This is a genomic window from Flavobacteriaceae bacterium GSB9 (assembly GCA_022749295.1).
GTDB lineage: Bacteria > Bacteroidota > Bacteroidia > Flavobacteriales > Flavobacteriaceae > Flavisericum.
The window spans coordinates 379142-395497 of sequence record CP062007.1 but is presented as its reverse complement, the minus strand read 5'-3'; the positions used below and the strand labels follow the sequence as shown (position 1 = coordinate 395497).

The 16356-nt window shown below is 38.9% G+C and carries 14 protein-coding genes; 7 read left to right on the top strand and 7 right to left on the bottom strand.

The features are described from left to right. The first annotated feature begins 14 nt into the window (after positions 1-14). The 7 genes from GSB9_00373 to GSB9_00367 all read left to right on the top strand — a co-directional run bounded on the left by GSB9_00373 (position 15) and on the right by GSB9_00367 (position 7820). Complete coding sequence (locus GSB9_00373; GenBank protein ID UKM63827.1) at positions 15-2180, top strand: hypothetical protein; 2166 nt, start codon at positions 15-17, stop codon at positions 2178-2180. A gap of 161 nt (positions 2181-2341) precedes the next feature. Beyond that, the gene (locus tag GSB9_00372) at positions 2342-3208 is read left to right on the top strand and encodes an AraC family transcriptional regulator (protein ID UKM63826.1); all 867 of its coding nucleotides are present in this window, start codon (positions 2342-2344) and stop codon (positions 3206-3208) included. A gap of 156 nt (positions 3209-3364) precedes the next feature. Next, positions 3365-4147 carry a glucose 1-dehydrogenase gene (locus GSB9_00371; GenBank protein ID UKM63825.1) on the top strand — a complete coding sequence of 261 codons (783 nt, stop codon included), beginning with the start codon at positions 3365-3367 and terminating at the stop codon, positions 4145-4147. 25 nt (positions 4148-4172) lie between these two features. After that, positions 4173-5030, top strand: a complete 858-nt coding sequence (locus GSB9_00370; protein ID UKM63824.1) for a fumarylacetoacetate hydrolase family protein — start codon at positions 4173-4175, stop codon at positions 5028-5030. A gap of 49 nt (positions 5031-5079) precedes the next feature. After that, positions 5080-5817, top strand: coding sequence for a (Fe-S)-binding protein (locus tag GSB9_00369; protein ID UKM63823.1), 738 nt, complete (start codon positions 5080-5082; stop codon positions 5815-5817). 32 nt (positions 5818-5849) lie between these two features. After that, positions 5850-7226 carry a lactate utilization protein gene (locus tag GSB9_00368; protein UKM63822.1) on the top strand — a complete coding sequence of 459 codons (1377 nt, stop codon included), beginning with the start codon at positions 5850-5852 and terminating at the stop codon, positions 7224-7226. A gap of 3 nt (positions 7227-7229) precedes the next feature. Continuing rightward, on the top strand, positions 7230-7820 hold the full coding sequence (locus GSB9_00367; protein UKM63821.1) for a lactate utilization protein: 591 nt from the start codon (positions 7230-7232) through the stop codon (positions 7818-7820). 12 nt (positions 7821-7832) lie between these two features. Here the strand turns inward: GSB9_00367 and GSB9_00366 are convergent, their stop codons facing one another. Genes GSB9_00366 through GSB9_00360 form a run of 7 tightly spaced genes read right to left on the bottom strand, consistent with a single transcriptional unit; the run spans position 7833 to position 16346 of the window. Beyond that, on the bottom strand, positions 7833-8174 hold the full coding sequence (locus GSB9_00366) for an L-rhamnose mutarotase (protein UKM63820.1): 342 nt from the start codon (positions 8172-8174) through the stop codon (positions 7833-7835). A gap of 2 nt (positions 8175-8176) precedes the next feature. Beyond that, positions 8177-9493: an L-fucose:H+ symporter permease gene (fucP, locus tag GSB9_00365; GenBank protein ID UKM63819.1), complete on the bottom strand. Its 1317-nt coding sequence runs from the start codon at positions 9491-9493 to the stop codon at positions 8177-8179. Positions 9494-9533: 40 nt separating this feature from the next. Then, positions 9534-10325 (bottom strand): SDR family oxidoreductase, encoded by a 792-nt coding sequence (locus GSB9_00364; protein UKM63818.1) that lies wholly within the window; start codon positions 10323-10325, stop codon positions 9534-9536. 11 nt (positions 10326-10336) lie between these two features. Then, the gene (locus tag GSB9_00363; protein ID UKM63817.1) at positions 10337-11164 is read right to left on the bottom strand and encodes an amidohydrolase family protein; all 828 of its coding nucleotides are present in this window, start codon (positions 11162-11164) and stop codon (positions 10337-10339) included. 28 nt (positions 11165-11192) lie between these two features. Continuing rightward, on the bottom strand, positions 11193-12203 hold the full coding sequence (locus GSB9_00362) for a zinc-binding alcohol dehydrogenase family protein (GenBank protein ID UKM63816.1): 1011 nt from the start codon (positions 12201-12203) through the stop codon (positions 11193-11195). 22 nt (positions 12204-12225) lie between these two features. Continuing rightward, a complete protein-coding gene (locus GSB9_00361) occupies positions 12226-13773 on the bottom strand; it encodes a family 43 glycosylhydrolase (protein UKM63815.2) in 1548 nt (515 codons plus the stop codon). A gap of 20 nt (positions 13774-13793) precedes the next feature. Then, positions 13794-16346: a hypothetical protein gene (locus GSB9_00360; protein UKM63814.1), complete on the bottom strand. Its 2553-nt coding sequence runs from the start codon at positions 16344-16346 to the stop codon at positions 13794-13796. Positions 16347-16356: the final 10 nt, after the last annotated feature.

Below are 16356 nucleotides of genomic sequence, written 5' to 3'. Positions count from 1 at the left end.
ATACACTCTAAATAATGAAGAAAACTAACCTCTATTTACTCTTACTATTATCAATGTCAATGATTTTTTCATGCAAGGAAAAAGAAAAAAAATCAGAACCAACAGATAAAATAGACCGACATGCCGTGGTAACCCGGCATAACGTAAAAATTTTGGAAATAGACACTTTGGGTTCTCTAAATGTGGGCAATGGAAAATTTTCGTTTACCGTTGATGCTACTGGGCTACAGTCCTTCCCCGAGTTTTATGGCTTGGGCGTACCACTGGGCACCCAATCGGAATGGGGATGGCACACCTTTCCCAATACCGAAAATTTCAAACACGAAGAAACCTTAAAAGCTTACAATTTTAATGGTAACCCGAATAGTTTGTACGCCATTCAAAACCGTGCGGATGATCGTGCCATGGCTGCCGCCGATTATTTTAGAGCCAATCCACACCGACTTCAACTCGGAAATTTCGGTTTGCAAATTTTAAAGGAAGATGGCACTTTAGCTACCCCTAATGATATCGAAAACATCAACCAACAGCTCAATCTGTGGACAGGGAAAATTGAAAGCCAGTTTACGATTGAAGGTAACCCCATTAAAGTATTCACTTATTGCAATGCTGCAACCGATGCGGTATCAACTAAAATAGAATCACCTCTATTGGCTGAAAATCGTATTAAGCTAAAATTCAGGTTTCCCTATCCGACCAACAAATTTTCAGACCGCGGCATCAATTACAGCAATAGCGAAAAACACGAAACTACCGTTGATAATGAGTCGGGTAAATCATTTGTTTTTAGCAGGAGCTTGGATAACGACCAGTATTTTGTAACCGCCAATTTATCTTCAGAAGGCGAAGTTTCAAAAATTGAAGACCATTTTTATATCATTTCGCCCATGGCCAAAGATGCGTTTGAAACTACCGTTCTATTTTCAGAAGAAAAACCAGAAAACGCATTACAGGATTTTGCAACAGTTGAAAAAAATAGCCAGTTGATGTGGGAAACCTTTTGGGAATCGGGCGGTGCCATTGATTTTTCGGAATGTACCGACCCTCGTGCCTTCGAGTTGGAGCGTCGTGTGGTGCTTTCGCAGTATTTAACCCGTTCGCAGTGCGCCGGCAGTTATCCTGTTCAGGAAACTGGATTAACCTACAATAGTTGGTACGGCAAGCCACACATGGAAATGTACTGGTGGCACGGGGCACACTATCCGCTTTGGGGACGTACCGATTTATTGGAAAAAAGTATAGGGTGGTATTTTGAGGCTTTTGATAGCGCAAAGGAAATTGCGCAAAGGCAAGGCTATGAAGGCGTGCGTTGGCAAAAAATGACTGATCACCAAGGTGGTGAGGCACCATCAAATGTGGGGTCGTTCTTAATTTGGCAACAACCGCACGTTATTTATTTAGCAGAGTTAATTTACAGAAACAACCCCACCCAAGAGAATTTGGAAAAATACAAAAACCTTATTTTTGAAACAGCCGATTTTATGGCGTCTTTCCCTACTTACGATGAAGAAAACGACAGATACAACCTCGGTAAAGGCGTAATTCCTGCACAGGAATGTTTTGATAAAACAGAAACTTACAATCCGCCAATGGAATTATCCTATTGGAAATGGGCCTTGGAAAAAGCGCAGGAATGGCGTACAAGATTGAATTTAGAACCAAAGGAAGACTGGCAAAAAATTATTAATAAATTATCGCCAATGGCTGAAAAAGATGGCGTGTATTTAGTGGCCGAAAGTGTTCCGAATTCGTATTCTGAAACCAGCGAACACAAAATTGACCACCCTGCCGTTCTGGGGGCTATTAGTTATTTACCTCATAACAATTACATTGACATCTCCACCATGAATCGAACCTTCGATGTGGTTGACGAAGTTTGGAATTGGGGGCATACATGGGGTTGGGACTTCCCATTAGAAGCTATGGCTGCAACACGTTTAAACCGCCCTGAAGATGCTATAAAAGCATTATTTAGAGACGAAACAACCAATACGTATTTACCCGGAGGGCATAATTACCAAACCCCGAGATTAACACTTTATCTTCCAGGAAATGGTGGTTACCTATCGGCAGTAGCATTGATGTGTGCCGGATTCGACGGCAATACGGTTGAAAATCCCGGTTTTCCAAAAGATGGTACCTGGAATGTAAAATGGGAAGGTTTAAAACCGATGCCTTAATATATACTATTTTTGCCAATTAACTGATTTTTAGTTAAATTTGGGCTAATAAAAAGTATTCTGTTTTAAAATATGAAATGAGTCATAACCATTCTTGATACCAATCGAATTGTTTAATGACGAATTACATCTAACCTATTTAAAACAATGAAAACAGACAGATGAAACTTCACTTTTTAGACCGAAGTAATCTCAGTAACAGTTCGTTTGCAACCAAAGTTAACGAGTACCCTTACTTTTTAAAAATTTGGCATTACCATCCAGAATTGGAACTGGTAGTAGTTTTAAAAAGTGAGGGTACTTGCTTTATTGGCGACAGTGTTGAAAAATTTGGTATTGGCGATGTGGTTTTGATAGGTGAAAATTTGCCGCATATGTGGCAAAATGATGAAGATTATTTTAAACAAACTTCAAAACAAACTGCTAAAGCTATCGCCATTCATTTCAAGCAAGATTACTTGGGACCAAAGTTCTTTGAAACCCCTGAGATGATTCACATTTTAGAGTTATTTGAACGTGCCCGTTTTGGACTCAAGTTTTTGAATATTGACCATAAACTCATTTCAGATATTCAAGGTATGCTGGAATTAGAAGGTTTTGAAAAAACGATGGCCTTTTTAAATATTCTTAACGCGCTTGCCAAACATAAGGAAACCAAACGCTTATCCAGCCAAGGTTTTGTAAATTCTTTCCAAGCTTCAAAAAGCGATACCCAAGACAATGTACAAGCCTATATTTTTAAAAATTTCAACCAAGAGATTTCACTCGATAAAGCTGCCGAAATAGCCAACATGAATCCTTCGGCTTTCAGCAGATTTTTTAAACGTGTAAACAAAAAAACATTTTCAAAATACGTTACAGAAATCCGAATTGGCTATGCCTGTAAATTACTTTTGGAAAAGAAATTCAATATTTCTACCATCTGCTACGAATCAGGTTTTAATAACATTTCTAACTTCAACAGACAGTTTAAACTGGTTATGAACTGTACCCCTTCAGAATACCTAGAAAAGCGCAAAGACATTTAGATAAAATCATGATTTAAATTGCTTCGCAGCATCACTAAAGACATAAAAAAGCAAAAAAAGTATCATAATCAATCAAATATTAGGAAGATTGATACTTCAATAATCTGTAATTTTGTTTTCGCTCGAAAAATAGAGTGTATTGAAAACTAAACGATAATGACAAAATTCAGTTTAAAAAACAAAGTAGCATTAGTGACTGGTGGCGGTAGTGGCATTGGTGAGGCCATTTCGCTAACCTTCGCTCAACAAAATGCTAAAGTTCATATTCTTGATTTCAACCTAGAGGCCGCTCAAGGTGTTGTTGCTAAAATAAAGAGTGAGGGCGGACAAGCCGAAGCCCATAAATGCGATGTTGCCAACCAAAAGAATGTTTTCGATATTGTCAATAAAATTTCAGAAAGCGAAACCATCGACATTCTTATAAACAATGCCGGAATTGCCCACGTTGGAAATATTGAAGCTGTTGAAGAAGCCGATTTAGATCGCCTGTATAATGTGAACATAAAAGGCGTTTACAACTGCATAAAAGCGGTTATTCCGTTTATGAAAGAACAGCAAAACGGTGTTATTTTAAATTTAGCCTCAATTGCATCAACCGTTGGCATCAACGACCGCTTTGCATATTCAATGACCAAAGGCGCCGTGCTTACCATGACTTACTCTATTGCAAAAGACTACATTAACGACGGCATTCGTTGCAACTGTATTGCTCCTGGTCGCGTTCACACTCCATTTGTAGATGGTTTTATTAAGAAAAACTATCCTGGAAAAGAGGAGGAAATGTTTGAAAAACTTTCAAAAACGCAGCCTATTGGCCGTATGGGAAGCACACAAGAAATGGCCGATTTAGTACTCTTTTTATGCTCTGATGAAGCTGGATTTATAACGGGTTCAAATTATGCTATAGACGGCGGATTTGTTACTTTAAATGGAAATTAATCAACTAAAAAACACAAAATAACATATGAAATTAATACGATTTGGTGCTGTAGGTGAAGAAAAACCAGGAGTACAATTAGCAAATGGTACACGAATTGACGTATCTGCTTTTGGTTCAGATTATAACGAAGAGTTCTTTGGAAATAACGGCATTGAAAAACTAAAAACTTGGTTAGATAGCAATCAAGATAGCTGTCCGGAAATTGACGATAGTGTTCGCTTGGGAGCACCTTTAACACGTCCTTCAAAAATTGTTTGTATTGGTTTGAACTATGCACAGCATGCTGCTGAAGCTGGGATGGAAGTTCCAAAAGAGCCAGTGTTATTCTTTAAATCGACCTCTGCTATGGTTGGGCCAAATGACGATATTATGTTGCCAAAAGGTAGTACAAAAACCGATTGGGAAGTAGAACTTTCAATCGTTATTGGAAAAAAAGCATCTTATGTTGAAGAAGACGATGTTTTTGACCATATTGCGGGTTACGTATTGCACAACGATGTAAGTGAACGTGCTTTTCAAATTGAACGTTCTGGTCAATGGTGTAAAGGAAAAGGTTGCGATACGTTCGCTCCTGTAGGGCCTTTTATTGCCACAACTGATGAAATTGAAGATCCCAATAACCTTAATTTATGGTTAAAATTGAACGGTGAGGTGATGCAAAATAGCTCAACTTCCGATTTTATTTTTAACGTGCAACAATCCATAAGCCATATCAGTCAATTTATGACACTTCTTCCTGGTGATATCATTTCAACCGGTACCCCTTTTGGTGTTGGTTTAGGCTTAAACCCTCCTGTATACTTAAAGGCTGGTGATGTTGTAGAACTAGGCATTGAAGGCTTAGGAACATCAAAACAAAAGGTTGTACCTTTTAAGAAATAATAAGTCTGGTAAAGACTAAAGCAAATTTTAAAAATTAAGATGATTTAAAATGAAAGTAGGCTTATTCATTCCGTGTTATATTAACCAATTGTATCCGCAAGTGGGCAAAGCAACGCTTGAACTCTTGGAAAAGCTGAACGTAGAAGTGGTTTATCCGTCTGGGCAAACTTGCTGTGGCCAACCCATGGCAAATTCTGGATACGAATCAGAATCTATTGGAGCTTGTAACCATTTTGTAAATAACTTTAAGGAATTCGATTATATTGTAACACCTTCAGGAAGTTGTGCCTACCACGTAAAAAAGCACTATGACATTATCCCCCAGACAGATGATGTGACTAAAGTTAGAAACAACGTTTACGAACTTTGTGATTTCATTTTAAATGTTTTAAAAATTAAAGATTTAGGTGCTTCATTTCCGCATAAAGTTGGGGTACACAAAAGTTGCCATGGTTTACGTGGGCTTCGTTTGGGGTCCTGTTCAGAACGCGTTACACCTGAATACTCCTACATTGAAGAACTTTTAAAAGAAGTTAGAGGAGTTGAGCTTATGCCTGTAAAACGAGGCGATGAATGCTGTGGCTTTGGGGGCACCTTTGCTGTTACCGAAGAAGCCATTTCTGTGAAAATGGGCAAAGACAAAATAAAAGACCATTTGGAAAGTGGTGTTGAAGTGATAACAGCCACAGACACTTCCTGTTTAATGCATTTGGAAGGTTTGGTTACCCGAAATAAACAGCCTTTAAAAATTCTGCATATTGCTGAAATTTTAAACAGTAATATTTAAAATGTGCCGTTAAACTTTACAACAAAAAAACTATGAGTCACGCGAAATTAGCAAGCATATTTAACAAGGACGAAAAAAAAGTTGACTGGCACGATAAAGCCTTATGGTTTGTGCGCCACAAACGTGATAAAACCGTTCACCATGTAAAAGGCTGGGAAGACCTTAGGGATTTAGGACACGGCATCAAAGCACATATGCTCTCCAACCTCGACACCTATTTGGAAGACTTTGAAGCTAATGCCAAAAAGAACGGCGTTGAAGTACATTGGGCTGCTGATGCGCAGGAGCATAACCAAATTGTTCATAAAATACTCAAAGATAATAATGCCAAAAAGGTGGTTAAAAGTAAATCGATGCTTACTGAAGAGTGCCATTTAAATCCTTTTTTGGAGGCCGATGATATCGAGGTCGTCGATACCGATTTAGGCGAACGTATTGTGCAATTAGCCAAAGAGCCTCCCAGTCACATTGTATTACCCGCCATTCATAAAAATAAACACGAAGTAGACGAACTCTTTCAAGAGCATTTAGGCACAAAACCTTGCGACGGTGACCCACAATATTTAACTGGTGAAGCCAGAAAACATTTGAGACAAAAGTTTATTGAGGCAGATGCCGCCATTACAGGCGTTAATTTTGCTATTGCTGAAACTGGTGGATTTGTGGTTTGTACCAACGAAGGAAACGCCGATATGGGGGTGCATTTAGCACCCGTTCATATTGCTTGTATGGGTGTGGAAAAAATCATCCCTAAACAAGAGCATTTGGGTGTGTTTTTAAGGCTGTTGGCACGATCGGCTACCGGACAACCGGTAACAACCTATTCATCGCACTTTAAAAAGCCACGTGAAGGCAAAAAAATGCATATTGTTATTGTAGACAACGGTCGATCAGAACAATTAAGCCGACCTGATTTTAGGGCTTCATTACATTGTATTCGTTGTGGAGCTTGTATGAACACCTGCCCTATTTACAGACGAAGCGGAGGCCATAGTTACGATGCCACAATTCCAGGACCTATTGGTTCTATTCTGTCGCCTGGTAAAGATTTAACCAAACATAGCACACTACCCTTTGCATCTACCCTTTGCGGTTCTTGCAGTGATGTATGTCCAGTTAAAATTGATATTCATGCTCAATTATATAAATGGCGTCAAATTATTACAAAAAACACACCACAGCCTTTTGTAAAAAAGAAATCGATGCAAATTATGGGCAGTATATTTGCCAAACCTAAAAAGTTTGAAAAAGTGGGCAAAATAGCACGGTGGTCTTTAAGGAATTTACCTAAATCGGTCATTAATTCTAAACCCAATACTTGGGGCAAAACACGTGATTTGCCAACAGGACCAAAACAGAGTTTTGACGATTGGTATAACGAAAGACAGCAAAACAAAAAAAACGATTAAGCCATGGGAAGCAGAGCACAAATACTAGCCAAAGTAAAAGCCAACAAACCAGAAAGCCTCAATTTACCAAATATTGATACGTCGATATTTGACGAAGACTTAAACCTTGTAGAGGAGTTCACCAAAAAAGTAGAAGTTGTTGGTGGAAATGTTTATCATGCCACATCTGGCGCAGATGTTGTATTACAAATAAACAAGATGCTGCCCAATACCAAAGTTAATTTTTCGACTTTGGAAGGTACATCGGATTTTAACACTATCGATTTAAACGGCATAGAGAACCCTAGTGAATTAGAAGATCTTGATGTTTTAATTTTAGAAAGCCCTATGGCTGTTGCCGAAAATGGAGCCGTTTGGGTGCAAGACCAAGACTTGCCTATTCGTGTTTTACCTTTTATTACAAAACATCTTGTTTTAGTGCTTTCAAAAGAAAATATTCAGCCTTATATGCATCAAGCATATGAGAAACTTACCAATAATCAAACCGATTTTGGTGTGTTTATTTCGGGGCCTTCAAAAACTGCTGATATTGAACAATCGCTGGTTATTGGAGCACACGGCGCATTGAGTTTGACCGTGTTTTTGACCGAGTAAACAATCTCTAATTTAAAGCTTAAAAATACGCTCTAAAGGAATCCACTTTTCGCCATCTTTAGCCCATGGCAATGCCTGTTGGTAGTCCCACATCAAGTTTTCCCATTCTTGTACCTTTGGGTTTTCGGCGTCCATTTTGGCTTTTTGTTCAGCACTAAAAGTATCATCAACTTCCATAATCATAAACATACGATTTCCCGTTAGGTAAATCTCCATATCTACAATACCCGAATCCCTAATGCTTTGGTTGATTTCTGGCCATGTGTTGCCTTTTGCATGATGCTTTTTGTAGGCTTCGATAAGTTTAGAGTCGTCTTTTAAATCGCAAGCGAAACAGTGCCGTTTGGTTTTCATAATTATTTAAATTTATTTCTATAAACGCCAATACCATAATAGGCAATAACCACGAAACAAAAGGCTGGAAGTATAAATGAAAAATTCACTTCAGGCACTCCTAAAATAAGCGTATCGGTATAACCTGTCCCGCCCAAATCCAAAATCAAGCCTTGCAAAGTTGGCATTAAAGCACCACCAACAATTGCCATGACCAAGAAGGCAGCTCCAAATTTAGCGTCTTCGCCTTGCCCCTCTAAAGCAATTCCATAAATAGTTGGGAACATAATCGACATGAAAAATGAAATTCCTACCAAAGCATAAAGGCCAACCATACCCGTTACAAACATTGTTATTGCCGTGCAAAACAAAGCTCCAATAGAAAAATAGAATAATAATTGACCGCTATTAACATATTTTAGGAGCGCTGTACCTACCCAACGCCCGAGTAGAAAAATAACTAATGCACTAATGCCATAAGTTACAGCAGATTGGTTATCTATACCTATAGACTCTGCATATTGATATAAATACGTCCAACACATAATTTGAGCCCCCACATAAAACGCTTGAGCAATGACGCCCCAAACAAATTTTGGTGATTTGAACAATCTTCCTATAGAATTTCCAATATGTACCCGACTTTCCTGTTCTTTATTTTGTGGCATTTTCATGACGGCTATAAGCACAAAAAAGCCAATAACCACTAAACCTAAAATAACATACGGATTACGGATTACTTGCAAATCTGAGGTACGAACAACGGTCTTGGCGGCTTCATCTAAAGTTTCATAAACTGAAGTGCCGTCTGGATTCAAGTCGTCGGATTGCAACGACCCTAAAATAAATTTTTGCGCTACAATTAATCCTCCCAAGGCTCCAATAGGGTTAAATGCCTGCGCCAAGTTAAGACGCTGAGTTGCGGTACTTTCGTCTCCCATGGAAAGGATATACGGATTGGCCGTGGTTTCCAAAAAAGCCAAGCCAAACGTTAAAATGTAAAGTGCCGCCAAGAAAAAACCAAAGGCCTCAAAAGCAGCGGCGGGATAAAAGAGTATTGCTCCAACCGCATAAAGCGCTAAACCTAATAAAATACCTTTTTTATACGAATAGCGATTCACAAAAATGGCTGCTGGCAAAGCCATGGTAAAATAGCCCCCGTAAAATGCCATTTGTACTAAGGATGCTTGAAAGTTATCGAGTTCCAACACTTTTTTAAATGCCGACACCATCGGGTTTGTTATGTCATTAGCGAAGCCCCAAAGAGCAAAAAGTGAGGTGATTAAAATAAACGGTACTAAAACCGATTTAGCTACAACCGGTGCTTTGGTTTTGTTCATGGTTCGTTAGTTTAGTTGATTGTTAGTTGTAAAATTATGCTTATTCGGTTAAAAGAGACCTATCTAAATGCACGTAGCCGCCGTCAACCGTGATAAACTGCCCAGTGGTATGCGACGCTTTATCTGAAATGGTAAACAAACATTGGTCTGCAATTTCGGCGGGTGTAGTCATTCTATTTCCTAACGGAATTTTTTTAACGATAGATTTCAACTTCTCTTCGCCGTTTTCAAGTGTTTTTATCCAATTGTCATAAGCCGGTGTCCAACTTTCTGCTATGACAATAGCATTGCAACGAATACCTTCTTTGATTAAATCTACCGCCCATTCGCGCGTTAAGCCGTAAACACCGCCCTTTGAAGCAGCATAGCCAGACGTACCGCCTTGACCTGTAATACTTACTTTAGATCCTATATTTAAAATATTTCCTTTAACCTTTTTTATCATGGGTAAGCAATATTTGGTCATCGCAAAATAGCTAACCAAATTAAGCTTAATGGAATACATAAAATCGTCCATCGAACTATCTAAACCAGCACCGTCGTTTACGCCTACATTATTAATGAGCGCATCTACCCTACCATATTTTTCCTCGATTTTCTTTGCCGCTTTTTCTATCTGCTTGTAATCGGATAAATCAGTTTTTATGAATATGGAATCAATGCCGCGCTCTTGAAGTTCCTTTTCATAACCATAGCCACGGTCATTTCGGCATACAATTACAGGCGTAGCACCTTCATTCGCCAAATGCTGAACGATAGTTTCGCCAATACTACCTTTTATACCAGCCGCACCAGTTACAACAACTACTTTATTTTTTAATCCTAAGTCCATTAATATTTTGTTTATAAATTGTAAAATTGAATGGCATTTTTGCCCATTACTGCCTTTTGCTCTGTTTTTGAAAGGCCATTGATAAAATTAGTGATAATAGTCTTTACTTCGGAATAATTCCCTGCCACCAAACAAACAGGCCAATCGGAACCAAACATAATTCGTTCCGTTCCAAAAGCACTAAAAACCAAGTCTAAATAAGGCTTCATTTGTGCTTCTGTCCACGATTTGTAATCGGCTTCGGTAATCATTCCCGAAACTTTGCAATATACATTGCTTTGTTTTGCAATTTCTTGCATCATTATTGCCCATCCATCAAAAAACCCATCTTTTATATAAGGTTTGGCGATATGATCGATTACAAATTTAAGGTTCGGAAATCGCTTTACAAATTCTAAAACCGCCCCCAATTGATGAGGAAACACCAAAATATCGTAGGTAAAATTGTGTTTTTCCAAAGCCTTAATGCCGTTTAAAAAACTAGGGCGTAACAAAAAATTGTGATCAGGTTCGCCCTGCACCACATGCCTGAACCCTTTTAACTTTTGAGAACCACTATATTTTTGAAGCATATCCTCAATATTATCGGCACGAAAATCTACCCAACCTACAACGCCTTTAATAAAATCATTTTTTGACGCCAAACCCAATAAAAAATCGGTTTCTTTCAAAGTTTGGTCGGCCTGTACGGCCACACAACCTTCAACACCATTTTCATGGTAAACTTTTTTTAAATCGGAAGGCAAAAAATCCTTTCGAATAACAGCCATTTCTTCATCAATCCAACTGTGCTTTAAAGGTTCGTAGTGCCAGAAATGTTGGTGTGAATCTATAATCATTTTAGTTTTTGGTATTTGGTTTCTTAAATTAACTAAAACTCACCGTTGCTTTTATCACACCTGTTTCGGGCTTTAACCAACTATCGAAATGCTGAATCATTTCAGTAAAATCAACCGCATGCGTAATGAACGAATCCGTTGGAAACTGATTAAGCACACTAATAACATGCTCGAAATCTTCGGTAGTGGCATTTCTGCTGCACATTAAAGTCATTTCCTTTGCATGGACTGCAGGGTGGTTATAGGTTAAATCGCCTTTTGACAGTCCCACCAAAATAAAACGTCCGCCGTGCGACATATAACTTGGGCAAGCCTCTAAAGCAAATTTATTTCCAGAAGCATCAAAAACCGCAGTACATAAATCGCCGTTTGTGATTTTTAAAATATCTTCAATAGCATAATCTCCAGCCTTAACTACATAATCAACACCTATTTTGTCTTTCGCGTAAGCTAAGCGTTGCTCGTTCATATCGATAGCAATAACTTTGGCTCCGGCTATTTGTGCTAATTTCATGATGCCGATTCCGATTGGTCCACAGCCTACCACGGCTACAGTTTCTCCATTTTGGATATTAGCTCTCCTAATGGCATGGGCACCAATAGCCAAAGGTTCTACTATGGCCATTTCGTTATCTGAAAGATTGTTTGCTGGCAACAAGATATTATCTGGTACGGTAATTTGCTCCTGCATACCGCCATCGGCATGAACCCCTAAAACTTTAATATTGGTACAGCAATTGGTTTTTCCGTTTGTGCACGCTATACATGTTCCGCAACTTACGTAAGGCATCACCACAACCTTATCGCCTGCTTTAATACCATTTTCGTTATCATCTATTTCTAAAACTTCGGAAGCCAACTCATGGCCTAAAATTCGCGGGTAGGTAAAAAAGGCCTGATTACCACCATAGGCATGCAAATCGGTACCACAAATCCCTACTTTTTTTATTTTTAAGAGAGCTTCTCCCTTTTTTCGTTTTGGAGCTTCTTTTTCCTTGAGGATAAATTCTCCTGGTTTCTCACAAACTATGTATTTCATATATTTTTTATTAATGCTAAAATTAATCGAGTGTTTGATATTTAAAGTTGTCAAATTTAACACTACCATCGCCAAAAGCAAACAATCCGGCTCGCAAACTTAAAAATTCGCCAAAAACGTTGTGGTTAAAGCCACTAGCCTCAATACTACGTTCTACACGAGTCCAGTTTTGGGCATCTTCGCTAAAATAAAAACTCACTTCGTTTTCGTCGTTTAAAATTCTTAAATAACCATGATTGCCCAAATTGTTCTTGTCACTGATCTTTCTTCGTTGGCGGTTATAAACGCTGAAGCGGTCTTCTTGAACAGAAATGTGCATGTTGGCCGTTTCGTTATAATACAGACACAGCCCCACTTCCACATCACCTTCAAACGTATATTCTACCTGAACTTCGTATCTTCTATCTCCACTATTTACCAAAATGGGCGAACTATCAACAAACGATTTTCCTTCGGCTTTTAATACTAATGCATCGTCTTCAAAATCGATACGTTCGGGATTGTAATCTTTATAAAATTGCCATTGAAGGCTCAACTTTTCGTCGTCAAAATTATCACTTAAACCATGGGCACGCTCTGAAACAGGCAGATTTGGAGAAGTAATATCGTTAAAAGCTTTTACGCCATCGGGCACTTTAAACCAACCATTTTCAGTCCATTCTACAGGCAGCATCAGTGTTTGTCGTCCTAATGTTTGATAGTATTTTTCATAGCCGTGGTACATAATCCACCAATTACCATTTACGTCGTCAACCAATGTGCCGTGCCCTTGATTCCACCAACGTTCACTTCTATCTTCGGTGTGGACAATAGGGTTGTACGGTGAATTTTCAAAAGGTCCATAAGGGGATTTCGATCTCGCTGAAACCACCATGTGCGCCGTTGCCGGGCCTGCCGTACCGCCTTCGGCCGTGGTTAAATAATAATAGCCGTCCTTAACGGTAGATTTTGGTGACTCCAAACAAAAACATTCGGTACTCCATTCTTTTGGAAATTGCCAACCCTCGTAGTTTTTAACGGGTTCTTCAGCAGTTGACAAGCCATCATCGGTCAGTTTTACCACATAGCCATGCGAGAGGTATAAATAGCGATTGCCTTCATCGTCAACAACATGACCGGGGTCTATATACCCGCTTAAATTCAAATCGACGGGTTCGCTCCAGGGACCTTCCGGCGAATCGGCATAAACGACCCAATTGGTTCCACCAGCTGGAAAATAGATATAATATTTGTTATTTACATAAACCAAATCGGGTGCCCAAACTGAACCTACATATTTGGTTAACCCATGCGAAACGCGTTTCCAGTTAATTAAATCGGTTGAGTGCCAAACCAACAACCCGGGATAGTAATTAAATGACGAATGCGTCATGTAATAGTCTTTGCTAACCCGAACGATGGAAGGGTCTGGATAATCGCCCCCTAAAATAGGATTTGAAAATGTCGGTTCTTCTGTTTTGGTTTCTGCTTGTGCCTTATTATCCTCAGTATTTTTGCAATTAGTTAATGCTAAAGCCATCACCAGTGTGCAACTAAAAAGTAAGGCTTTTGGTAATTTTTTTTTATTCATAGTTAGTTTTAGTTTATTGGCTAATAATGCCATTCTATTTTTAAATCTTTTATTAAAGTAGCTCCACCGCGAACGGTTCCTGTGTGCTGAAAACTCACTCCTCCATAAAGGCTAGATGAAATTTCAGCTTCCAAATCGACTACTCTGGCCACTTCAGATTCATCGTGTTTTGTAAAGTAGTCTGAAGTGTTTTCTGCATGAACTTTTAAAGTCTTCCCGATAACCTTTATTGTGATTTTACAATGGCCACGATAGCAGGATGCTGAAATCGGCTTGCTAATAGGCGTAGCGTTTCCGTTTTCGTATTTCATTAAAATAAAATCGATAGCATCGCTGTATTTGGTGGTGCGTATTAATCGCAGCGCATAGCCATTCATATTGTCGATATCCATTTTAATACCGATGTCCATGTACTGCATTCTGGCACTGCTAAAACCTTGCCCGGCTGTTTTTGCTGGTACTGCCGTAAAACTAATTGTCATATCACCAAAACCATCACCAACGGGTTTGTACCGCATACGCGCTCCTTTGATGTTTTGCACAAAACCTTTTGTACCCGAAGCGCCGTTAATGCCTTCACCATAATACCAAGGAGCCTGTGAGTTGTCTCCCTCCCAATTAAATGCTTTGGTATCGACTGGAGCATAACTATCCAATGTCCAAAACCCTGGAAGAACTTTTGGTTGATAGGCTCCAGACATATTTTCAAGATTAGGAATCAAAACATTGGGATTGCCTTTGAAATCCTTTGCTTTTATTATTTTGCCGAAAACCATAGGTTTAGGAGTTCCGGGGTGGCAACGTAAATGGTTGGGTGACACACTTACTTTTATAAAATAACCGATATCACCTTCGGAAATGGTATAGGTCTTCATGGGCTTGTTGAACCTTGAAACGGCAATTTCAATCGGGTTGCTCCCTTGAGCGTCTTCACAACGATACCAAGTGATTAGCGATTCATCTTCAAAGTCCATGTCTAAAACGTAATCTACACTTAACTTGCCATTTTTTTTACTGATTTTTGGAACTTTTAAAAATGAAGGCGGTGGCAAAAATGAAGGTGAAATTTTAAAAACAGACGCCGCTTCCAAACCAGAAACTGTTGAAGCCGTGACGATAACCTGTTTGGTTTGGTTTTCGTTATTAGTAGGGATTACCCAACACGTGCCATCTGCATTTGGTTTTAATTGAACATAAGGTTGAAATTCTTTCGAAATATTCCATTTTACTGGTATTCTAGAGACTTCATAATTACCAAATCGATTTACAGTTGTTTTTAAAAGTAAACTATCCTTGCCTGTTTCTAATTTCCTTTTAGTTGGAGCAATTTTTAATTGTGTCGGTATTTCAGTTAAATTTCTTCCGATTTCCTTTTCAGCTTCTTGAACTGTGAATTTAATCTCCATTGGGTCCCAATCATCATTTCCACGAAGTAAATTATAGGTGTTGTATACCGTTTTTCCATTGTAATTAAAACGATAGGCGTCGAGCACTTGTTTGTTCGACATATCAACGGTAGCGTAAGGATGTTCTTTACCTATGTACAAAGGGGCATTATTTAAACGGACTTGATATTGATAGTTTCGTGCCTCTAAATCGGGTTTATCACGCCATCCAATATAGTTCAACTCGTCTGCTGAAAACTGCGTATCAACTGCTGCTACTGGCCCTCCAGCTTTGGTGAAATATTGATTGCCTCGGGTAAATACACGAATATCACAATTTAAAAATACGGATCCCGTACCATCAGTTCTGTAAAATGGTTTTGAGGAGTAAAAATCGAACGTACAGTTAAGGTACACCGCACTTCCGTTAAGGGCATCGTCGGTCATTTCAAAATGACAATCTTCAAAAAGCGTGCGTTTGCTTCCCCAAAACGGCCCTAAATTCAAGCGACTAACAAAGCGTGAATTTTTCACAAAAACCTTATCGCCGTTGGAAAACACCAACTGTGCCTGCACGATAGCCGACCCTCTTTTTTCTCGGTTCAATTCTGGGTTTAGCGGATACACTAAATCGATGTTGCAATAATTCCCGAATGTGATGTTTTCGACTTTTGTGCCATCGCCTTTAATATTCAGCATGGTAAAATTGCCTTTCGCACCCATGGTTTGTCCACGGTTTGAAGCGATAACAACATCTTCGGGGTTGTCGGAAAGTCCATAGAATTTTAGCCACTCGCACGATATTTCTAAACCGAAAGGAACTGGGTTGCCAGGTTTTGGAACTCTTATTTTGGGGTTGTCAGGATTATCAATCCAGTAAACCCAGGGCGCTATGAATAATATCATTGGCGCAGTTTCGCTGCCGTCTGTTAAATGTTTGGATGCTTCGTTTATGGAATTAAAAACAAATGGATGTTTTGAGACTTCTTCATCTGTTAACTGTCCGTCAATAAAAAAGGCTTTGGAACCCAACTGTATTTTTTTTCCTTGATAAATAATATGGTCATTGTTGAATTCTAAATTATCATATAAATCCCCAATGTGGGTTTGGGAAACACAACAAGATAATGCTCCAAGAAAAAAAATGGTAAACAATATGTGGGGGTTAGTTGGTTGGCATTTTAACATATCTAACTCA